Source organism: Enterobacter cloacae complex sp. P38RS (assembly GCF_014930775.1).
In the GTDB taxonomy this organism is placed as follows: domain Bacteria; phylum Pseudomonadota; class Gammaproteobacteria; order Enterobacterales; family Enterobacteriaceae; genus Enterobacter; species Enterobacter bugandensis.
Genome location: NZ_JADBRS010000003.1, coordinates 108,843 through 123,630, shown reverse-complemented (window position 1 = coordinate 123,630; position 14,788 = coordinate 108,843). Strand labels below are relative to the sequence as shown.

The window sequence follows — 14,788 nt, the reverse complement described above, 5'->3', positions numbered from 1 at the left end:
AATAGAAACTGGCAAAAAAGAGACTTCACTGCTGACCACTTATGGTGCGGTTCTAGCAAATTCGGGGTAACGGCTCAGCGTGCGGCAGGTCCAGCGTGCGCTTCACGCCGTAAAGTCCGGTCAGGCGCACCCCTTTGCGCTCAACCACGTCGCCAATGATGGCCGCGTCTTTCCCTAAGGGATGCGCTCTCAGCTGTTCAAGTACGGCTTCCGCCGCCGAACGTTCCACGCCGATCGCCAGCTTGCCCTCGTTGGCAAAGTTTAGCGGGTCAAGCCCTAAAAGCTCACACAGCCCCCGCACGGCAGGCTTAACGGGCAGGTCGCGCTCGCTCAGTTCAATCCCGCACCCGCTGCTTGCGGCAAACTCGTGGACAACGGCATTCACCCCGCCCCGGGTGGCGTCGCGCAGGGCTTTGACGCCCGGCATGTCGCGCAGCGTCTGGATAAGCGGGGTGAGCACCGCGCAGTCGCTGCGAAGCTCGCCGTCCAGCCCCAGGCCTTCGCGCAGGTTCAGGATGGTTGCCCCGTGGCAGCCCAGCGTGCCGGTTACCAGCAGCACGTCGCCCGCGCTAAGGCGTTGCGCGCCCCAGTGAATGTCGGCAGGGATCGCCCCCATGCCGGCGGTGTTGATGAAGAGCTTATCCGCCGCGCCGCGCTGGACCACTTTGGTATCCCCGGTGACGATAGCGATCCCCGCCTCGCGGGCGGTGTGCGCCATGCTGTTGACCACTGCCGCAAGCGTCTCCATCGGTAATCCTTCTTCGAGGATAAATCCGCAGGAGAGGTAGCGCGGAATGGCGCCGCTGACGGCCACGTCGTTGGCCGTACCGCAGACGGCGAGCTTGCCAATATCGCCGCCCGGGAAGAATAGCGGGTCAATCACGTAGCTGTCGGTGGAGAACGCCAGCCGGTCGCCGTGTGCGGTGAGGGTTGAGAGCGCGATGCGCGCCTGATCCTCCTGCTCGGCGAGCCAGGGGTTATTAAAGGCCTCCATGAACAGCCTGTTAATCAGCTGCTGCATCGCCTGTCCACCGCTTCCGTGCGCCATTTCCACCGTGTTCATGCTTCACACTCCTGGTTGCGATACTGATACCACGCGGCGCATGCCCCTTCAGAGGAGACCATCAGCGCGCCAAACGCGGTTTGCGGGTTACAGGTGTTGCCAAATAGCGGGCAGTGATGAGGTTTGCATTTGCCGGTAAGCACCTCGCCGCAGCGGGCCCGGGGATCGTCGCACACCTGCTGCGGCTGAGGGCGGAAGTGCGCTTCGGCATCAAATTCGCGATAGGCAGGCGTCAGGCGAACGCCGGATTCCGCAATCAGCCCCAGCCCGCGCCACTCGCTGTCGCCCTCAACGCTAAACACGTCAGCTATCGCCTGCTGCGCCCGTTCATTTCCCGCATCGGGCACCACGCGGCGGTACTGGTTTTCGACCGCGCTCAGGGACGCTATTTTCTGCTCAACCAGCATGGCTACGCCTTGCAGTAGATCAAGCGGTTCGAAACCAGCCACCACTAACGGACGATTGTGCTGATCAGCGATAAAACCGTAGGCGTCTGTGCCAATCACCATGCTGACGTGGCCCGGCGCCAGAAACGCGTCGATGCCGTTGTCTGGCTCTTCGAGCAGGCAGCGCAGCGTGGGAATGAGCGTAATATGCTGGCAGAAAAAGAAAAAGTTAGTGACGTTGCGCGCTTTCGCCTGCTGCAGCGTGATGGCCGTAGCGGGCATGGTGGTTTCAAAACCCAGCCCGAAAAAGACGACCTTGCGCTCAGGGTTAGCCTCTGCCAGCGTCAGGGCATCCATCGGCGAGTAAACGATCCGCACGTCCGCGCCGCGCGCCTTCGCCTGCAGCAGCGAGCCGTTTTTCCCCGGCACGCGCATCGCGTCGCCAAACGTGCAGAAAATGACGTCGGGCTGGCCGGCAATTTCGATGCAGCTGTCGATACGCCCCATCGGCAAAACGCACACCGGGCAGCCGGGGCCGTGAATAAACTCGATGTTCTCCGGCAGCAGCTGGTCGAGGCCAAACTTGAAGATGGCGTGCGTGTGCCCGCCGCACACCTCCATGATCCGCAGCGGCCTTTCGTTCGTGTAGTCCAGCAGCGCCGCGCGCGTTTTCAGATGTCCGAGAAGCTGCATCACCTGTTCTGGCGCGCGGTATTCATCAACGTAACGCATAGGCTAGCGCTCCTCGCCGTACAGGAGCGCGCCCACGTCCGGCTCCACGTCAAACATGTTTTGCAGCGCGTCCAGCGTGTCGCGGGCTTCCGCTTCGTTAATCACGCTCATCGCAAACCCCACGTGGACCAGCACCCACTGGCCGAGGCGCGACGCGCCCGTCTCATCCGTGCAGCCCACCAGCGTCAGGTCGACGTCGCGCAGGATGCCGCAAACCTCCACTTTAGCCTGATTGCCGTCGAGGGAATGGATTTGTCCCGGTACGCCTATGCACATCGTTCGCTCTCCAGCCAGTCCAGCCAGGCGTCCATGCCGTCGCCGCGCGTGGCGGAAACCAGCAGGATGTGAATGTCCGGGTTCACCTCGCGGGCATAGGCAAGGCACTTATCCACGTCGAAGTTCAGGTAGGGCAGCAGATCGACTTTGTTCAGCAGCATGAGGGAGGCGGCGGCGAACATGTGCGGGTACTTCAGCGGCTTGTCCTCCCCTTCGGTCACGGAGAGCACCGCCACTTTATGCTGTTCGCCGAGGTCGAAGCTTGCCGGGCAGACCAGGTTACCGACGTTTTCGATAAACAGGATGCCGTTATCCGCCAGCGGCAGGCGAGGGGCGGCGTCGGCAATCATCTGCGCATCCAGGTGGCAGCCCTTGCCGGTGTTAACCTGGATGGCGGGCGTCCCGGTTTCGCGGATGCGCGCCGCGTCGTTAACGGTTTGCTGATCGCCTTCGATAACCGCGCAGGAGACGCGTTGGTTCAGGCGCGTGAGCGTTTCGGTCAGCAGCGTGGTTTTGCCGGAGCCGGGGCTGGAGACCAGGTTCAGCACCAGCAGTTGACGCGCGGCAAAGCGGGCGCGGTTGCGGGCGGCGATCTGGTTATTTTTGTCCAGCACGTCGATCTCCACCTCCAGCATCTGGCGCTGGCTTATGCCCGGCGCGTGGGTACCCGCTTCGCCGTGGCCGTAATGCAGATCGCCCGCGTCGGAACGCTGCGGCGCAAAAGTGATGCCGGTCAGGGCCGCCGCAGGACGCGGGGCAGGGGAAAAGGGCGCGGAGCGAAACGCGGAGTGGGGACGGTGTTCATCCCCTTCTATATACAGGTTGCCTTCGGCGCAACCGCAGGTGCTACACATACATTACTCCTTCTCGATTTCGAGGCGTTGGATCTGCATACCGTCATCCGCCACGATGCGAAGACCCGTGCTCTGACACTGCGGGCAGCGCTGAACCTTTGATGAGAGCAGGGTGACGTACTGCTGGCACTGCTCGCACCAGCACTCCGCCTGCTGCTCGTCGATATGCAGCGCGCAGCCTTCCGCCAGCGTGCCGCGGCACACCAGCTCAAAACAAAAGTTCAGGGCGCTGGTCTCGACGCAGGAAAACGCCCCGACCTTCAGCCAGACGCCGGTGACGCGCTTCGCGTGGTTTTGCACTGCCTGCTGTTCGATAAGTTCCAGAGCCCGCTGGCAGAGGGTGATTTCGTGCATGACGCCTCCTCAATGATTTGCGCCAGTAAATGCAATAACGGTGCCAGCTTGTTTTGCGTTACGGCGTGACGATGTCAGCGCTGTCGAAATGACACGTCGACACGGCGGCGTTGACAGTGTCTTTTTTTATAAAAATTATTTAAATCAACAAATTAAAAACTGGCACGGAATCTGCTTAACAGCCGCTATCTCCATTAACCGGATACCTTCTATGACTATTTGGGAAATTAGCGAAAAAGCGGATTACATCGCGCAGCGCCACCAGCAGCTTCAGGATCAGTGGCACCTCTACTGTAACTCTCTGGTTCAGGGGATCACCCTGTCAAAAGCCCGACTGCATCATGCAATGAGCTGTGCGGCGCAGGGGGATATGCGCTTTGTCCTGTTCGGTCATTTCACGGTCTTTGTGGCCCTGGCAGACAGCTTTAACAGCCACACCATCGAGTACTACGTTGAGAATAAAGAGGGTGAAAAACAACGTATTGCGCAGGCGCAGCTGATGGCCGACGGCATGGTCGACGGCTACGTCAGCAACCGCGATCGCCAGCAGGTGCTTGAGCACTATCTGGAGAAAATCGCGCCGGTTTACAACGGTCTCTACGCCGCGGTTGAGCACGACTTGCCGGTCGACCTCAAACAGCTCGTCGTGGGAAAGGCCCCCGCAAATCTTGCCTGATAACCGAATGTCGAAAAGTGTCGATGAGACAGTTTCTCGTCGTCAAAAATGACCATCACCAGAGGATTGCCCGGTGAACCGTTTTGTAATTGCTGACTCGACGGTCTGTATTGGCTGTCGGACCTGTGAGGCGGCGTGTTCGGAAACGCACCGCCTGCACGGGCTGCAGTCCATGCCGCGCCTGCGCGTCATGCGTAATGAGAAAGAGTCTGCCCCGCAGCTCTGCCACCACTGTGAAGATGCCCCGTGCGCGGGCGTCTGTCCCGTCAATGCCATCACCCGCGTCGATGGCGCGGTCCAGCTGAACGAAAGCCTGTGCGTGAGCTGCAAGCTGTGCGGCATCGCCTGCCCGTTCGGTGCCATTGAATTCTCCGGCAGCCGCCCGCTGCATATCCCGGCGAACGCCAATACCCCGAAAGCGCCGCCTGCGGCACCGGCTCCGGCACGCGTGAGCACGCTGCTGGACTGGGTGCCCGGCATCCGCGCTATTGCGGTGAAGTGCGACCTGTGCAGCTTTGACGAACAGGGCCCGGCCTGCGTGCGGACCTGCCCGACCAAAGCGCTGATCCTGGTTAACATCCGCGATATCGCCCGCACCAGCAGGCGCAAGCGCGAGCTGACCATTAATACCGACGTCGGCGATCTTTCGCTTCTGCAGGTGCTAAACGAGGGGGCGAAATGAACGTGATATTTATGATTAACAGCGCCGTGGCGTACTTTGCCGCTGCCGCCGCGCTGGCGCTGGTGTTCTCTTTCCATAAAAACCTGAGCGGCTGGATAGCCGGTATCGGCGGGGCGGTCGGCAGCCTGATGACGCTGGCGGCGGGCGGTGTCGTCCTGCTCGGCGGACAATCCGTGGAAACACTCATGCCGCTGATTCGCCATACCGTGGCGATTACGCCGCTGAACGCCATCTGGCTGGTGACCTTTGGCCTGTGCGGGCTGTTTATCAGCCTGTTCAATATTGACTGGCACCGCCATCAGCAGACCAAAGCCAACGGCCTGCTGGTCAATCTGCTGATGGCCGCCGCGGTCTGCACGGTTATCGCCAGCAACCTCGGCGCGCTGGTGGTGATGGCGGAGATCATGGCGCTGTGTGGCGTGTTCCTGACCGGCTGCAGCGCCTCCAGCAAGCTATGGTTTGCGCTCGGACGCCTCGGCACGCTGCTGCTGGCGCTGGCCTGCTGGCTGGTGTGGCAGCGTTTCGGCACCCTGGACTTTGCCGCGCTCAACGGCCAGCCGCTGGGGAACGACGTCTGGCTGCTGGGCACAGTCGGCTTTGGCCTGCTGGCCGGGATTATCCCGCTGCACGGTTGGGTCCCGCAGGCGCACGCGAATGCCTCTGCGCCCGCCGCCGCGCTGTTTTCGACGGTGGTAATGAAGGTCGGTCTGTTCGGTATCCTGACGATTACCCTGACGGGCGGTCAGCCGCCGCTGTGGTGGGGGGTAGCGCTGCTGATTGCGGGGATGATCACCGCCTTTGTCGGCGGGCTGTACGCCCTGATGGAGCACAACATCCAGCGTCTGCTGGCCTATCACACCCTGGAAAACATCGGCATCATCCTGCTCGGCATGGGCGCGGGCGTCACCGGGCTGGCGCTCAACCAGCCGGCGCTGATTGCCGCCGGGTTTATCGGCGGTCTGTATCACCTCGTCAACCATAGCCTGTTTAAAACCACTCTGTTCCTCGGCGCGGGCAGCGTCTGGTTCCGCACCGGCCATCGCGATATCGAAAAGCTCGGTGGGATTGGCAAAAAGATGCCGATGATTTCACTCGCCATGCTGGTGGGGCTGATGGCGATGGCCGCGCTGCCGCCGCTGAACGGCTTTGCCGGGGAGTGGGTGATCTATCAGTCCTTCTTCGCGCTCGGCCAAAGCGACGCGTTTATCGCGCGGCTGCTCGGCCCGCTGCTGGCGGTGGGCCTGGCGATTACCGGGGCGCTGGCGGTGATGTGCATGGCGAAGGTCTACGGCGTCACCTTCCTCGGCGCGCCGCGTACCCGTGAAGCGGAAAACGCCTGCTGCGCCCCGGTACTGATGGCCACCAGCGTGGTCGCGCTGGCGCTGTGCTGCATTGCGGGTGGGGTTGCCGCGCCGTGGCTGCTGCCGCTGCTGGGCCACGCCGTTCCGCTGCCGCTGGCGACGGCGCATACCGTTGTCTCCCAGCCGATGATTGCGCTGCTGCTGATCGCCGGGCCGCTCCTGCCGTTCGTGCTGATGCTGTTCTTCAGACGCGACCGTCTCGCCTCCCGCTCTCGCGGCGCGGCGTGGGCCTGCGGTTATGAACACGAGCCGTCAATGGTTATCACCGCCCACGGTTTTGCCATGCCGGTGAAGGAGAACTTCGCCGCCGTGCTGAAGCTGCGCCAGTGGCTTAACCCGCAGGGCTGGGTGCCGGGCTGGCAGAGTGCTGCCGTGCCCGTGCTGTTCCGCCGGCTGGCGCTGATCGAGCTGGCGGTGCTGGTGGTGATTGTGATTTCACGAGGAGCCTGACATGAGTCTGTTACTGGCAATTCTTCAGGCGCTGGTGCTGTTCGCCGCCGCGCCGCTGCTGTCGGGCATCACGCGCGTGGCGCGCGCCCGAATGCACAACCGTCGCGGGCCCGGCGTGCTCCAGGAGTACCGCGATCTCTTCAAGCTGCTCTCCCGCCAGAGCGTCGCGCCGGATGCCGCGGGCTGGGTGTTCCGCCTGACGCCGTTCGTGATGGTCGGCGTGATGCTCACCATCGCCACCGCGCTGCCGGTGGTCACGGTAGGCTCGCCGCTGCCGGTGCTCGGCGATCTGATTACGCTCATCTACCTCTTCGCCATCGCGCGCTTCTTCTTTGCGATTGCGGGCCTGGACACCGGCAGCCCGTTTACCGGCATCGGCGCCAGCCGCGAGGCGATGCTCGGCGTGCTGGTGGAGCCGATCCTGCTGCTGGGGCTGTGGGTAGCCGCGCAGGTTGCAGGTTCGACCCACATCAGTTTTATCACCGACACCGTTTACCACTGGCCGGTGGCCCGCTCCATCCCGCTCGTGCTGGCACTCTGCGCCTGCGCGTTCGCCACGTTTATTGAGATGGGCAAGCTGCCGTTCGATCTCGCGGAAGCGGAGCAGGAGCTACAGGAAGGGCCGCTTACCGAGTACAGCGGCTACGGCTTCGCGGTGCTGAAGTGGGGCATCAGCCTTAAGCAATTGGTGGTGTTGCAGATGTTTGTTGGCGTTTTCTTCCCGTGGGGGCAGATGACGCACTTCTCTGCAGGCGGCCTGCTGCTGGCCGTGGTGGTGGCCGCCCTCAAGCTGCTGGTCGGCGCGCTGGTCATCGCCCTGTTTGAAAACAGCATGGCGCGCCTGCGTTTTGCGGCAACCTCGCGCATCACCTGGGCCGGTTTTGGTTTTGCATTTTTAGCGTTCGTCTCCTTGCTGGTGGCGTGATTAAAGAGAGTGTTTATGTCTGAAGAAAAGAAAGGTCAGCAGTATCTCGCCGCGTTGCATCAGGCTTTCCCCGGCGTGGTGCTGGAGGAGTCCTGGCAAACCAAAGATCAGATCACCATTACCGTGAAGGTGAACTACCTGCCGGAAGTGGTGGAGTTTCTTTACTACCGGCAGGGCGGCTGGCTGTCGGTGCTGTTCGGCAACGACGAGCGCCAGCTGTGCGGTAACTACGCGGTGTACTACGTGATGTCGATGGAGCAGGGCGAGAAGTGCTGGCTCACCGTGCGCGTCGAAGTCGACCCGAATAAGCCGGAATACCCGTCCGTGACGCCGCGCGTTCCTGCCGCCGTCTGGGGTGAGCGCGAGGTGCGCGACATGTACGGCCTGGTGCCGGTCGGCCTGCCGGACGAGCGTCGTCTGGTGCTGCCGGACGACTGGCCGGATGAACTCTATCCGCTGCGCAAGGACAGCATGGATTACCGCCAGCGTCCGGCCCCGACCACCGACAGCGAAACCTACGAGTTCATCAACGAGCTGGGCAGCAAGAAGAACAACGTAGTGCCGATCGGCCCGCTGCACGTCACCTCCGACGAACCGGGCCACTTCCGCCTGTTCGTCGACGGCGAAAATATCATCGACGCCGACTACCGCCTGTTCTACGTCCACCGCGGCATGGAGAAGCTGGCGGAAACCCGCATGGGCTACAACGAGGTCACGTTCCTCTCAGACCGCGTGTGCGGCATCTGCGGCTTCGCCCACAGCACCGCCTACACCACCTCGGTGGAGAACGGCATGGGGATCGTGGTGCCGGAGCGCGCGCAGATGATCCGCGCCATTCTGCTGGAGGTGGAGCGCCTGCACTCGCACCTGCTGAACCTCGGCCTGGCCTGCCACTTCGTCGGCTTTGACTCCGGGTTTATGCAGTTCTTCCGCGTGCGCGAAGCGTCGATGAAGATGGCGGAAATTCTCACCGGGGCGCGTAAAACTTACGGCCTGAATCTGATCGGCGGGATCCGCCGCGACCTGCTGAAAGACGACATGATCAAGACCCGCCAGCTGGCGCAGCAGATGCGTCGGGACGTGCAGGAGCTGGTGGACATGCTGCTCAGCACGCCAAACATCGAGCAGCGCACCGTCGGGATTGGTCGCCTCGATCCGGAAATTGCCCGCGACTTCAGCAATGTCGGCCCGATGGTGCGCGCCAGCGGCCACGCCCGCGACACCCGCGCCGATCACCCGTTCGTCGGCTACGGCCTGCTGCCGATGACCGTGCACAGCGAACAGGGCTGCGATGTTATTTCTCGCCTCAAGGTGCGTATCAACGAGGTCTACACCGCCCTGAACATGATTGACTTTGGCCTCGATAACCTGCCGGGCGGTCCGCTGATGGTGGAGGGCTTCACCTACATTCCAAACCGCTTTGCCCTCGGCTTTGCCGAAGCGCCGCGAGGGGATGATATCCACTGGAGCATGACCGGCGACAATCAGAAGCTCTACCGCTGGCGCTGTCGCGCGGCGACCTACGCCAACTGGCCTACCCTGCGCTATATGCTGCGCGGTAACACGGTCTCTGACGCGCCGCTGATCATCGGCAGCCTCGATCCGTGCTACTCCTGCACCGACCGCATGACGGTGGTGGACGTGCGCAAGAAGAAAAGCCAGGTGGTGCCGTACAAAGAGCTTGAGCGCTACAGCATCGAGCGCAAGAACTCGCCGCTGAAATAAGGACACGCCATGTTTACCTTTATCAAAAAAGTGATCAAAACCGGCGCGCAGACCAGCAGCTATCCGCTGGAGCCGATCCCGGTGGATAAAAACTTTCGCGGCAAGCCGGAGCACAACCCGCAGCAGTGCATCGGCTGCGCGGCCTGCGTCAACGCCTGCCCGTCGAACGCCTTAACGGTGGAAACGGACCTCAAAACCAGCGAGCTGGCCTGGCAGTTTAACCTCGGGCGCTGCATCTTCTGCGGCCGCTGCGAGGAGGTCTGCCCGACGGTCGCCATTCGACTTTCCCAGGAGTACGAACTGGCGGTGTGGAAAAAAGAGGATTTTCTCCAGCAGTCGCGCTTCGCGCTGTGCAATTGCCGCGTCTGCAAGCGTCCGTTCGCCGTGCAAAAAGAGATCGACTACGCCATCGCGCTGCTGCAGCACAACGGCGACGCCCGCGCAGAGCATCACCGCGAAAGCTTCGAAACCTGCCCGGAGTGTAAGCGCCAGAAATGCCTGTTGCCGTCTGACCGCATTGATATTACCCGCCATATGAGAGAGGCCAGCTGATGGAAAACTTACTCGGCCCGCGCGACGATAACGGCATTCCGGTGCCGCTGACGGTGGAGGAGTCCATCGCCAGCATGAAAGCGTCGCTACTGAAAAAAATCAAACGCTCGGCCTACGTCTACCGCGTGGACTGCGGCGGCTGCAACGGCTGTGAGATCGAGATCTTCGCCACCCTGTCGCCGCTATTTGACGCCGAGCGCTTCGGCATCAAAGTGGTACCGTCCCCGCGTCATGCGGACATTCTGCTGTTTACCGGGGCGGTGACCCGCGCCATGCGATCGCCCGCGCTGCGCGCCTGGCAGTCCGCGCCGGATCCGAAAATCTGCATCTCCTACGGCGCCTGCGGCAACAGCGGCGGCATCTTCCACGATCTTTACTGCGTCTGGGGCGGCACCGACAAAATCGTGCCGGTGGATGTCTATATTCCGGGCTGCCCGCCGACGCCTGCCGCCACGCTGTACGGCTTTGCGATGGCGCTCGGCCTGCTGGAGCAGAAGATCCACGCCCGCGCACCTGGCGAGATCGACAACCAGCCCGCGGCCATTCTGCATCCGGACATGGTCCAGCCGCTGCGCGTGAAGGTGGACCGCACGGCGCGCAGGCTGGCGGGCTATCGCTACGGTCGCCAGATTGCCGACGATTACCTGCGCCTGCTGAGCCAGGGCGACCATCAGGTGGCGCGCTGGCTGGAGGCGGAAAACGATCCGCGTCTCAATGAGATCGTGGCGAACCTGAACAGCATTGTGGATGAGGCGCGTATCCGATGAGTGAAACGGTGGTGTTCAGCCAGCTGAGCCGTAAGTTTATTGATGAGAACGATGCCACGCCGGATGCGGCGCAGCAGGTGGTCTATTACAGCCTGGCGATTGGGCACCACCTCGGGGTGATCGACTGTCTGGAGGCGGCGCTAACCTGCCCGTGGACGGAATACCTGGCGTGGATCGCCACGCTGGAGGAGGGCAGCACCGCGCGGCGCAAGATGGAGGGCGTGCCGAAGTACGGCGAGATCGTTATCGACGCCAACCATATCACGATGCTCGCCAACGCCTTTGACGCGGCGCTCGGCAGGCAAACCCCGGCGCAGCAGGCGTGGAGCAAAACGCTGCTCGGCATGCTGCACGATATTCATCAGGAGAGCGCCATCTACCTGATGGTGAGGAGATTACGTGACTGACGTTTTACTGTGTGTCGGCAACAGCATGATGGGCGACGACGGCGCGGGCCCGCTTCTGGCGGAGATGTGCGCCGCGAACCCGCAGGGCGATTGGGTGGTAATCGACGGCGGTACCGCGCCGGAAAACGATGTGGTCGCCATTCGCGAGCTGCACCCGGAAAGGCTGCTAATCGTCGATGCCACCGATATGGGGCTCAACCCGGGCGAGATCCGCCTGATTGATCCGGACGACATCGCCGAGATGTTTATGATGACCACCCACAATATGCCGCTGAACTACCTGGTCGATCAGATTAAAGACGACGTGGGCGAGGTGCTGTTTTTGGGTATTCAGCCGGACATTGTCGGCTTTTATTACCCGATGATGCCGCCGGTGAAGGCGGCGGTGGAAGAGGTGTATTCGCGGCTGGCGGGGTGGGTTGGGGATGGAGGGTTTTCTCCGCTCTGAGCAGTGCCGGGTGGCGGCTACGCCTTACCGGGCCTACAAAACCGTAGGCCCGGTAAGCGCAGCGCCACCGGGCAACTGGCTACTCCAGATCCGCCCCGTTACTCGCAATCACCTTCTTATACCACCAGAACGACTTCTTGCGCTTGCGGTCCAGCGTGCCGTTCCCGGCGTCGTCGCGGTCAACGTACACAAACCCGTAGCGCTTGCTCATCTCGCCCGTTGAGGCCGACACCAGGTCGATGCAGCCCCAGGTGGTGTAGCCCATCAGCGGCACGCCGTCCTCAATCGCATCGCCCATCGCGCGGATATGCTCGCGCAGATAGCTGATGCGATAGTCGTCGTTGATCTCGCCGTTTTCATCAACGACGTCCTTCGCTCCCAGGCCGTTTTCCACCAGGAACAGCGGCTTCTGGTAGCGGTCGTACATCATGTTCATGGTGATGCGCAGGCCGAGCGGATCGATGCCCCAGCCCCACTCGCTTACCTGAATATGCGGGTTACGCAGGGACTTCACGATGTTTGCCGCGCTGGTGTTGCCCGCGTTCATGTCCGCCGACGCGCAGCGCGAGGCGTAATAGCTGAACGAGACAAAGTCGACGGTGTTTTTCAGCAGTTCGTCGTCGCCGGGATCTTTCACAATCACCACGCCTTTTTCGCGGAACACGCGGGCAGAGTAGGCCGGATAGCTGCCGCGCGCCTGCACGTCGATAAAGAACAGGTTCTCGCGGTCTTTCTCCAGCGCCATCCACACGTCTTCCGGCTTGCAGGAGTACGGGTAGAAATTTCCGCCTGCCAGCATGCAGCCGACCTGGTTTTCCGGGTTCACCTCGTGGGCAATTTTGGTCGCCAGAGCGCTCGCCACCAGTTCGTGGTGTGCGGCCTGGTATTTCACCTGATCCTCGTTTTCACCTTCCTCAAACACCAGCCCCGCGCCGGAGAACGGGCTGTGCAGCATGATGTTGATTTCGTTGAAGGTCAGCCAGTATTTCACCAGCCCGTTAAATTCCTCGAAGCAGGTGCGGGCGTAGCGGGCGAAGAAATCGACCATCTTACGGTTGCGCCAGGAGCCGTACTCCGTCACCAGGTGCATCGGCACGTCGAAGTGGCAGAGCGTTACCAGCGGCTCAATGTTGTACTTTTTACACTCCTCGAACACCGCGCGGTAGAAGGCGATGCCCTCTTTGTTCGGCAACGGCTCGTCGCCGTTCGGGTAGAGGCGGCTCCAGGCAATCGAGGTGCGGAACACCGTAAAGCCCATCTCCGCCATCAGGGCGATGTCCTCTTTATAGCGATGGTAAAAATCAATCGCTTCATGGCTCGGGTAAAACTCATCGTCACGCAGCGAAAAACGCTTTTCCTGACCGACCTTCACCGCCAGGCGATGCGCGCCGTGGGGGATCATATCGACCGTCGTCAGTCCTTTGCCGCCTTCACGGTAAGCACCTTCACTCTGGTTGGCGGCAAGCGCGCCGCCCCATAAAAATCCTTGTGGAAAAACAGACATTCTTACCTCGCTTTCAATTTATGCTTTTGCTGCGTTGTTCTGTACCGGTGCGGTCTGCAGGGCGCGCGCTTTTTCAGCCTCGTCTTCGACCGGGATATCCTCAAACCCTAACAGCAGGGTCAGAACAAATGACAGCACCACCGCCAGCCCCATTACGCCAAACACCCAGACGATGGTCATCGGGTTGGCCGGGTCGAAGAACTGCACGCTGGTAAACAGCCCCGGCGCCGCCATCGAGTGGCTGGCAAGGCCTGCCATACCCGCCACCGCGCCGCAGATAAAGCCGCTGATCAGGCTCGCAATCAGCGGACGCTTCAGGCGTACCGCTACGCCGTACAGGGCCGGTTCAGAGATCCCCGCCATGATGGCGGAGGCCGCCGCGGCCAGCGCCGTCTGGCGCAGTTCCGGGTTTTTCGTTTTCCATGCCACCGCCAGCGACGAGCCGCCGAGCGACAGGTTGGCGCCGATTTCTGACGGCATCACCATTCCTTCTTTGCCCGTTTCGGCAATGGTCTGAATGATGGTCGGCGTAAACACGCGGTGCATCCCGGTCATCACCAGCAGCGGCCACAGTGCGCCCATGATGGCGACGGAGAGCCAGCCCAGGTAGCCGTGAATGGTGTAAACCAGCGCGGAGATGGCGCTACCGATCCAGATCCCCAGCGGGCCAATCAGCACGATGGCGAGCGGGGCGGCAATCAGCACGATCAGCATCGGCTTGAGGAAGTTTTTGGTCACCGCCGGGGTGATGCGATCCACCCAGCGTTCGATATACGACAGGCACCAGGTCATGACCAGCGCCGGGATGACGGTATAGGTGTATTTCACCGCCGTCACCGGAATAAAGGCGAACTCAACGTGCTCGCCCTGCGCGGCTTTCGCCATTAGCTCGATAAAGCTCGGGTGCACCAGCACGCCCGCGATGGCGATCGCCAGCGACATGTTGGTTTTAAACTTCACCGCCGCCGAGGCCGCTACCATCAGCGGCAGGAAGAAGAACGCCCCGTCGCCAATGACCGTCAAAATGGTGAGCGTCGGCGCGCCTTTTTCCAGCACGCCAGTCATTTCGAGGATCATCGCCAGCAGCTTGACCATCGAACCGCCGATGATTGCCGGGATCAGCGGCGACATGGTGCCGATCAGCGCGTCGAGGATCCCGGCACCAATGCGGCGTAACGTCAGCTTCTGCGGGCCTTCCGGTACCACGGGCTGCAGGTCAACGGGCAGCAGGCTCACTACTTCGCGGTACGCCTGTGAAACCGTGTTGCCAATAATCACCTGGCACTGGTTGTCGTTACGCACCACGCCAAGCACGCCGCTGATGCTTTTCAGGCGCGCAACGTCGGTAAGATTTTCGTCTTTCAGAACGAAACGCAGGCGCGTCATGCAGTGGGTGACGGCGACGATGTTCTCTTTGCCGCCCAGCGCGCTGATAACGTCGTTTGCCAGCGCAGCGTAGTTTTTGGCCATCGGATCTGTTCCTGTTATCGTTGTGTGAAATGTAGGAAACCGGTTCCACATAATCATCATGAGTTTCTTTTGTTGAAACAAGACCGCTTTTTGGACATTTTTTCTTTTCGTGATGAAGATCGCAGTGGGGTGTAGAAAGCGTGACGTCGTCGCTGC

At 61.6% G+C, this 14,788-nt stretch carries 16 protein-coding genes; 9 read left to right on the top strand and 7 right to left on the bottom strand.

Annotated elements, in window-relative coordinates; translation table 11 throughout:
* Positions 1 to 52: 52 nt before the first annotated feature.
* The 5 genes from hypE to hypA are packed head-to-tail and all read right to left on the bottom strand — an operon-like array spanning position 53 to position 3,665.
* Positions 53 to 1,063 carry a hydrogenase expression/formation protein HypE gene (hypE, locus tag IM303_RS06445; RefSeq protein ID WP_192971681.1) on the bottom strand — a complete coding sequence of 337 codons (1,011 nt, stop codon included), beginning with the start codon at positions 1,061 to 1,063 and terminating at the stop codon, positions 53 to 55.
* Positions 1,060 to 2,181 carry a hydrogenase formation protein HypD gene (gene hypD, locus IM303_RS06440; RefSeq protein WP_192971682.1) on the bottom strand — a complete coding sequence of 374 codons (1,122 nt, stop codon included), beginning with the start codon at positions 2,179 to 2,181 and terminating at the stop codon, positions 1,060 to 1,062. The genes hypE and hypD overlap by 4 nt, the downstream gene beginning before the upstream one ends.
* 3 nt (positions 2,182 to 2,184) lie before the next feature.
* Positions 2,185 to 2,457, bottom strand: coding sequence for a HypC/HybG/HupF family hydrogenase formation chaperone (locus IM303_RS06435; RefSeq protein WP_100170788.1), 273 nt, complete (start codon positions 2,455 to 2,457; stop codon positions 2,185 to 2,187).
* A complete protein-coding gene (hypB, locus tag IM303_RS06430) occupies positions 2,448 to 3,311 on the bottom strand; it encodes a hydrogenase nickel incorporation protein HypB (RefSeq protein ID WP_193359735.1) in 864 nt (287 codons plus the stop codon). The genes IM303_RS06435 and hypB overlap by 10 nt, the downstream gene beginning before the upstream one ends.
* 3 nt (positions 3,312 to 3,314) lie before the next feature.
* Entirely contained in the window at positions 3,315 to 3,665 is a 351-nt protein-coding gene (hypA, locus tag IM303_RS06425; RefSeq protein ID WP_028014217.1) for a hydrogenase maturation nickel metallochaperone HypA, read from the bottom strand.
* Between the two features lie 211 nt (positions 3,666 to 3,876).
* On the opposite strand from hypA, the gene hycA reads away from it, so the two are divergent.
* From hycA to hycI, 9 genes are all read left to right on the top strand, one after another.
* A complete protein-coding gene (gene hycA, locus IM303_RS06420) occupies positions 3,877 to 4,341 on the top strand; it encodes a formate hydrogenlyase regulator HycA (RefSeq protein ID WP_193359734.1) in 465 nt (154 codons plus the stop codon).
* 73 nt (positions 4,342 to 4,414) lie between these two features.
* Positions 4,415 to 5,023 carry a 4Fe-4S dicluster domain-containing protein gene (locus IM303_RS06415; RefSeq protein WP_193359733.1) on the top strand — a complete coding sequence of 203 codons (609 nt, stop codon included), beginning with the start codon at positions 4,415 to 4,417 and terminating at the stop codon, positions 5,021 to 5,023.
* On the top strand, positions 5,020 to 6,834 hold the full coding sequence (gene hycC, locus IM303_RS06410) for a formate hydrogenlyase subunit 3 (RefSeq protein ID WP_193359732.1): 1,815 nt from the start codon (positions 5,020 to 5,022) through the stop codon (positions 6,832 to 6,834). Before IM303_RS06415 ends, hycC begins: the two co-directional genes overlap by 4 nt.
* Position 6,835: 1 nt before the next feature.
* Positions 6,836 to 7,759: a respiratory chain complex I subunit 1 family protein gene (locus IM303_RS06405; protein ID WP_045629931.1), complete on the top strand. Its 924-nt coding sequence runs from the start codon at positions 6,836 to 6,838 to the stop codon at positions 7,757 to 7,759.
* 15 nt (positions 7,760 to 7,774) lie between these two features.
* On the top strand, positions 7,775 to 9,484 hold the full coding sequence (hycE, locus tag IM303_RS06400; protein ID WP_063451860.1) for a formate hydrogenlyase subunit HycE: 1,710 nt from the start codon (positions 7,775 to 7,777) through the stop codon (positions 9,482 to 9,484).
* A 9-nt stretch (positions 9,485 to 9,493) separates the two neighbouring features.
* Positions 9,494 to 10,036 carry a formate hydrogenlyase complex iron-sulfur subunit gene (locus IM303_RS06395; RefSeq protein WP_193359731.1) on the top strand — a complete coding sequence of 181 codons (543 nt, stop codon included), beginning with the start codon at positions 9,494 to 9,496 and terminating at the stop codon, positions 10,034 to 10,036.
* The gene (locus IM303_RS06390; protein ID WP_028014210.1) at positions 10,036 to 10,803 is read left to right on the top strand and encodes an NADH-quinone oxidoreductase subunit B family protein; all 768 of its coding nucleotides are present in this window, start codon (positions 10,036 to 10,038) and stop codon (positions 10,801 to 10,803) included. Before IM303_RS06395 ends, IM303_RS06390 begins: the two co-directional genes overlap by 1 nt.
* Positions 10,800 to 11,210 carry a formate hydrogenlyase maturation HycH family protein gene (locus IM303_RS06385; protein WP_028014209.1) on the top strand — a complete coding sequence of 137 codons (411 nt, stop codon included), beginning with the start codon at positions 10,800 to 10,802 and terminating at the stop codon, positions 11,208 to 11,210. The genes IM303_RS06390 and IM303_RS06385 overlap by 4 nt, the downstream gene beginning before the upstream one ends.
* On the top strand, positions 11,203 to 11,658 hold the full coding sequence (gene hycI / locus IM303_RS06380; RefSeq protein ID WP_192971687.1) for a hydrogenase maturation peptidase HycI: 456 nt from the start codon (positions 11,203 to 11,205) through the stop codon (positions 11,656 to 11,658). The genes IM303_RS06385 and hycI overlap by 8 nt, the downstream gene beginning before the upstream one ends.
* Positions 11,659 to 11,737: 79 nt before the next feature.
* Here the strand turns inward: hycI and IM303_RS06375 are convergent, their stop codons facing one another.
* Both IM303_RS06375 and ascF read right to left on the bottom strand, forming a co-directional pair.
* A complete protein-coding gene (locus IM303_RS06375; protein WP_193359730.1) occupies positions 11,738 to 13,162 on the bottom strand; it encodes a 6-phospho-beta-glucosidase in 1,425 nt (474 codons plus the stop codon).
* An 18-nt stretch (positions 13,163 to 13,180) separates the two neighbouring features.
* A complete protein-coding gene (gene ascF / locus IM303_RS06370) occupies positions 13,181 to 14,632 on the bottom strand; it encodes a PTS cellobiose/arbutin/salicin transporter subunit IIBC (RefSeq protein ID WP_045261256.1) in 1,452 nt (483 codons plus the stop codon).
* Positions 14,633 to 14,788 lie beyond the last annotated feature (156 nt).

Coding starts and splice junctions, on each gene's coding strand:
- hypE (WP_192971681.1), bottom strand. CDS start 1,063: ATGAACACGGTGGAAATGGCGCACGGAAGCGGTGGACAGGCGATGCAG.
- hypD (WP_192971682.1), bottom strand. CDS start 2,181: ATGCGTTACGTTGATGAATACCGCGCGCCAGAACAGGTGATGCAGCTT.
- IM303_RS06435 (WP_100170788.1), bottom strand. CDS start 2,457: ATGTGCATAGGCGTACCGGGACAAATCCATTCCCTCGACGGCAATCAG.
- hypB (WP_193359735.1), bottom strand. CDS start 3,311: ATGTGTAGCACCTGCGGTTGCGCCGAAGGCAACCTGTATATAGAAGGG.
- hypA (WP_028014217.1), bottom strand. CDS start 3,665: ATGCACGAAATCACCCTCTGCCAGCGGGCTCTGGAACTTATCGAACAG.
- hycA (WP_193359734.1), top strand. CDS start 3,877: ATGACTATTTGGGAAATTAGCGAAAAAGCGGATTACATCGCGCAGCGC.
- hycC (WP_193359732.1), top strand. CDS start 5,020: ATGAACGTGATATTTATGATTAACAGCGCCGTGGCGTACTTTGCCGCT.
- IM303_RS06405 (WP_045629931.1), top strand. CDS start 6,836: ATGAGTCTGTTACTGGCAATTCTTCAGGCGCTGGTGCTGTTCGCCGCC.
- hycE (WP_063451860.1), top strand. CDS start 7,775: ATGTCTGAAGAAAAGAAAGGTCAGCAGTATCTCGCCGCGTTGCATCAG.
- IM303_RS06395 (WP_193359731.1), top strand. CDS start 9,494: ATGTTTACCTTTATCAAAAAAGTGATCAAAACCGGCGCGCAGACCAGC.
- IM303_RS06390 (WP_028014210.1), top strand. CDS start 10,036: ATGGAAAACTTACTCGGCCCGCGCGACGATAACGGCATTCCGGTGCCG.
- IM303_RS06385 (WP_028014209.1), top strand. CDS start 10,800: ATGAGTGAAACGGTGGTGTTCAGCCAGCTGAGCCGTAAGTTTATTGAT.
- IM303_RS06375 (WP_193359730.1), bottom strand. CDS start 13,162: ATGTCTGTTTTTCCACAAGGATTTTTATGGGGCGGCGCGCTTGCCGCC.
- ascF (WP_045261256.1), bottom strand. CDS start 14,632: ATGGCCAAAAACTACGCTGCGCTGGCAAACGACGTTATCAGCGCGCTG.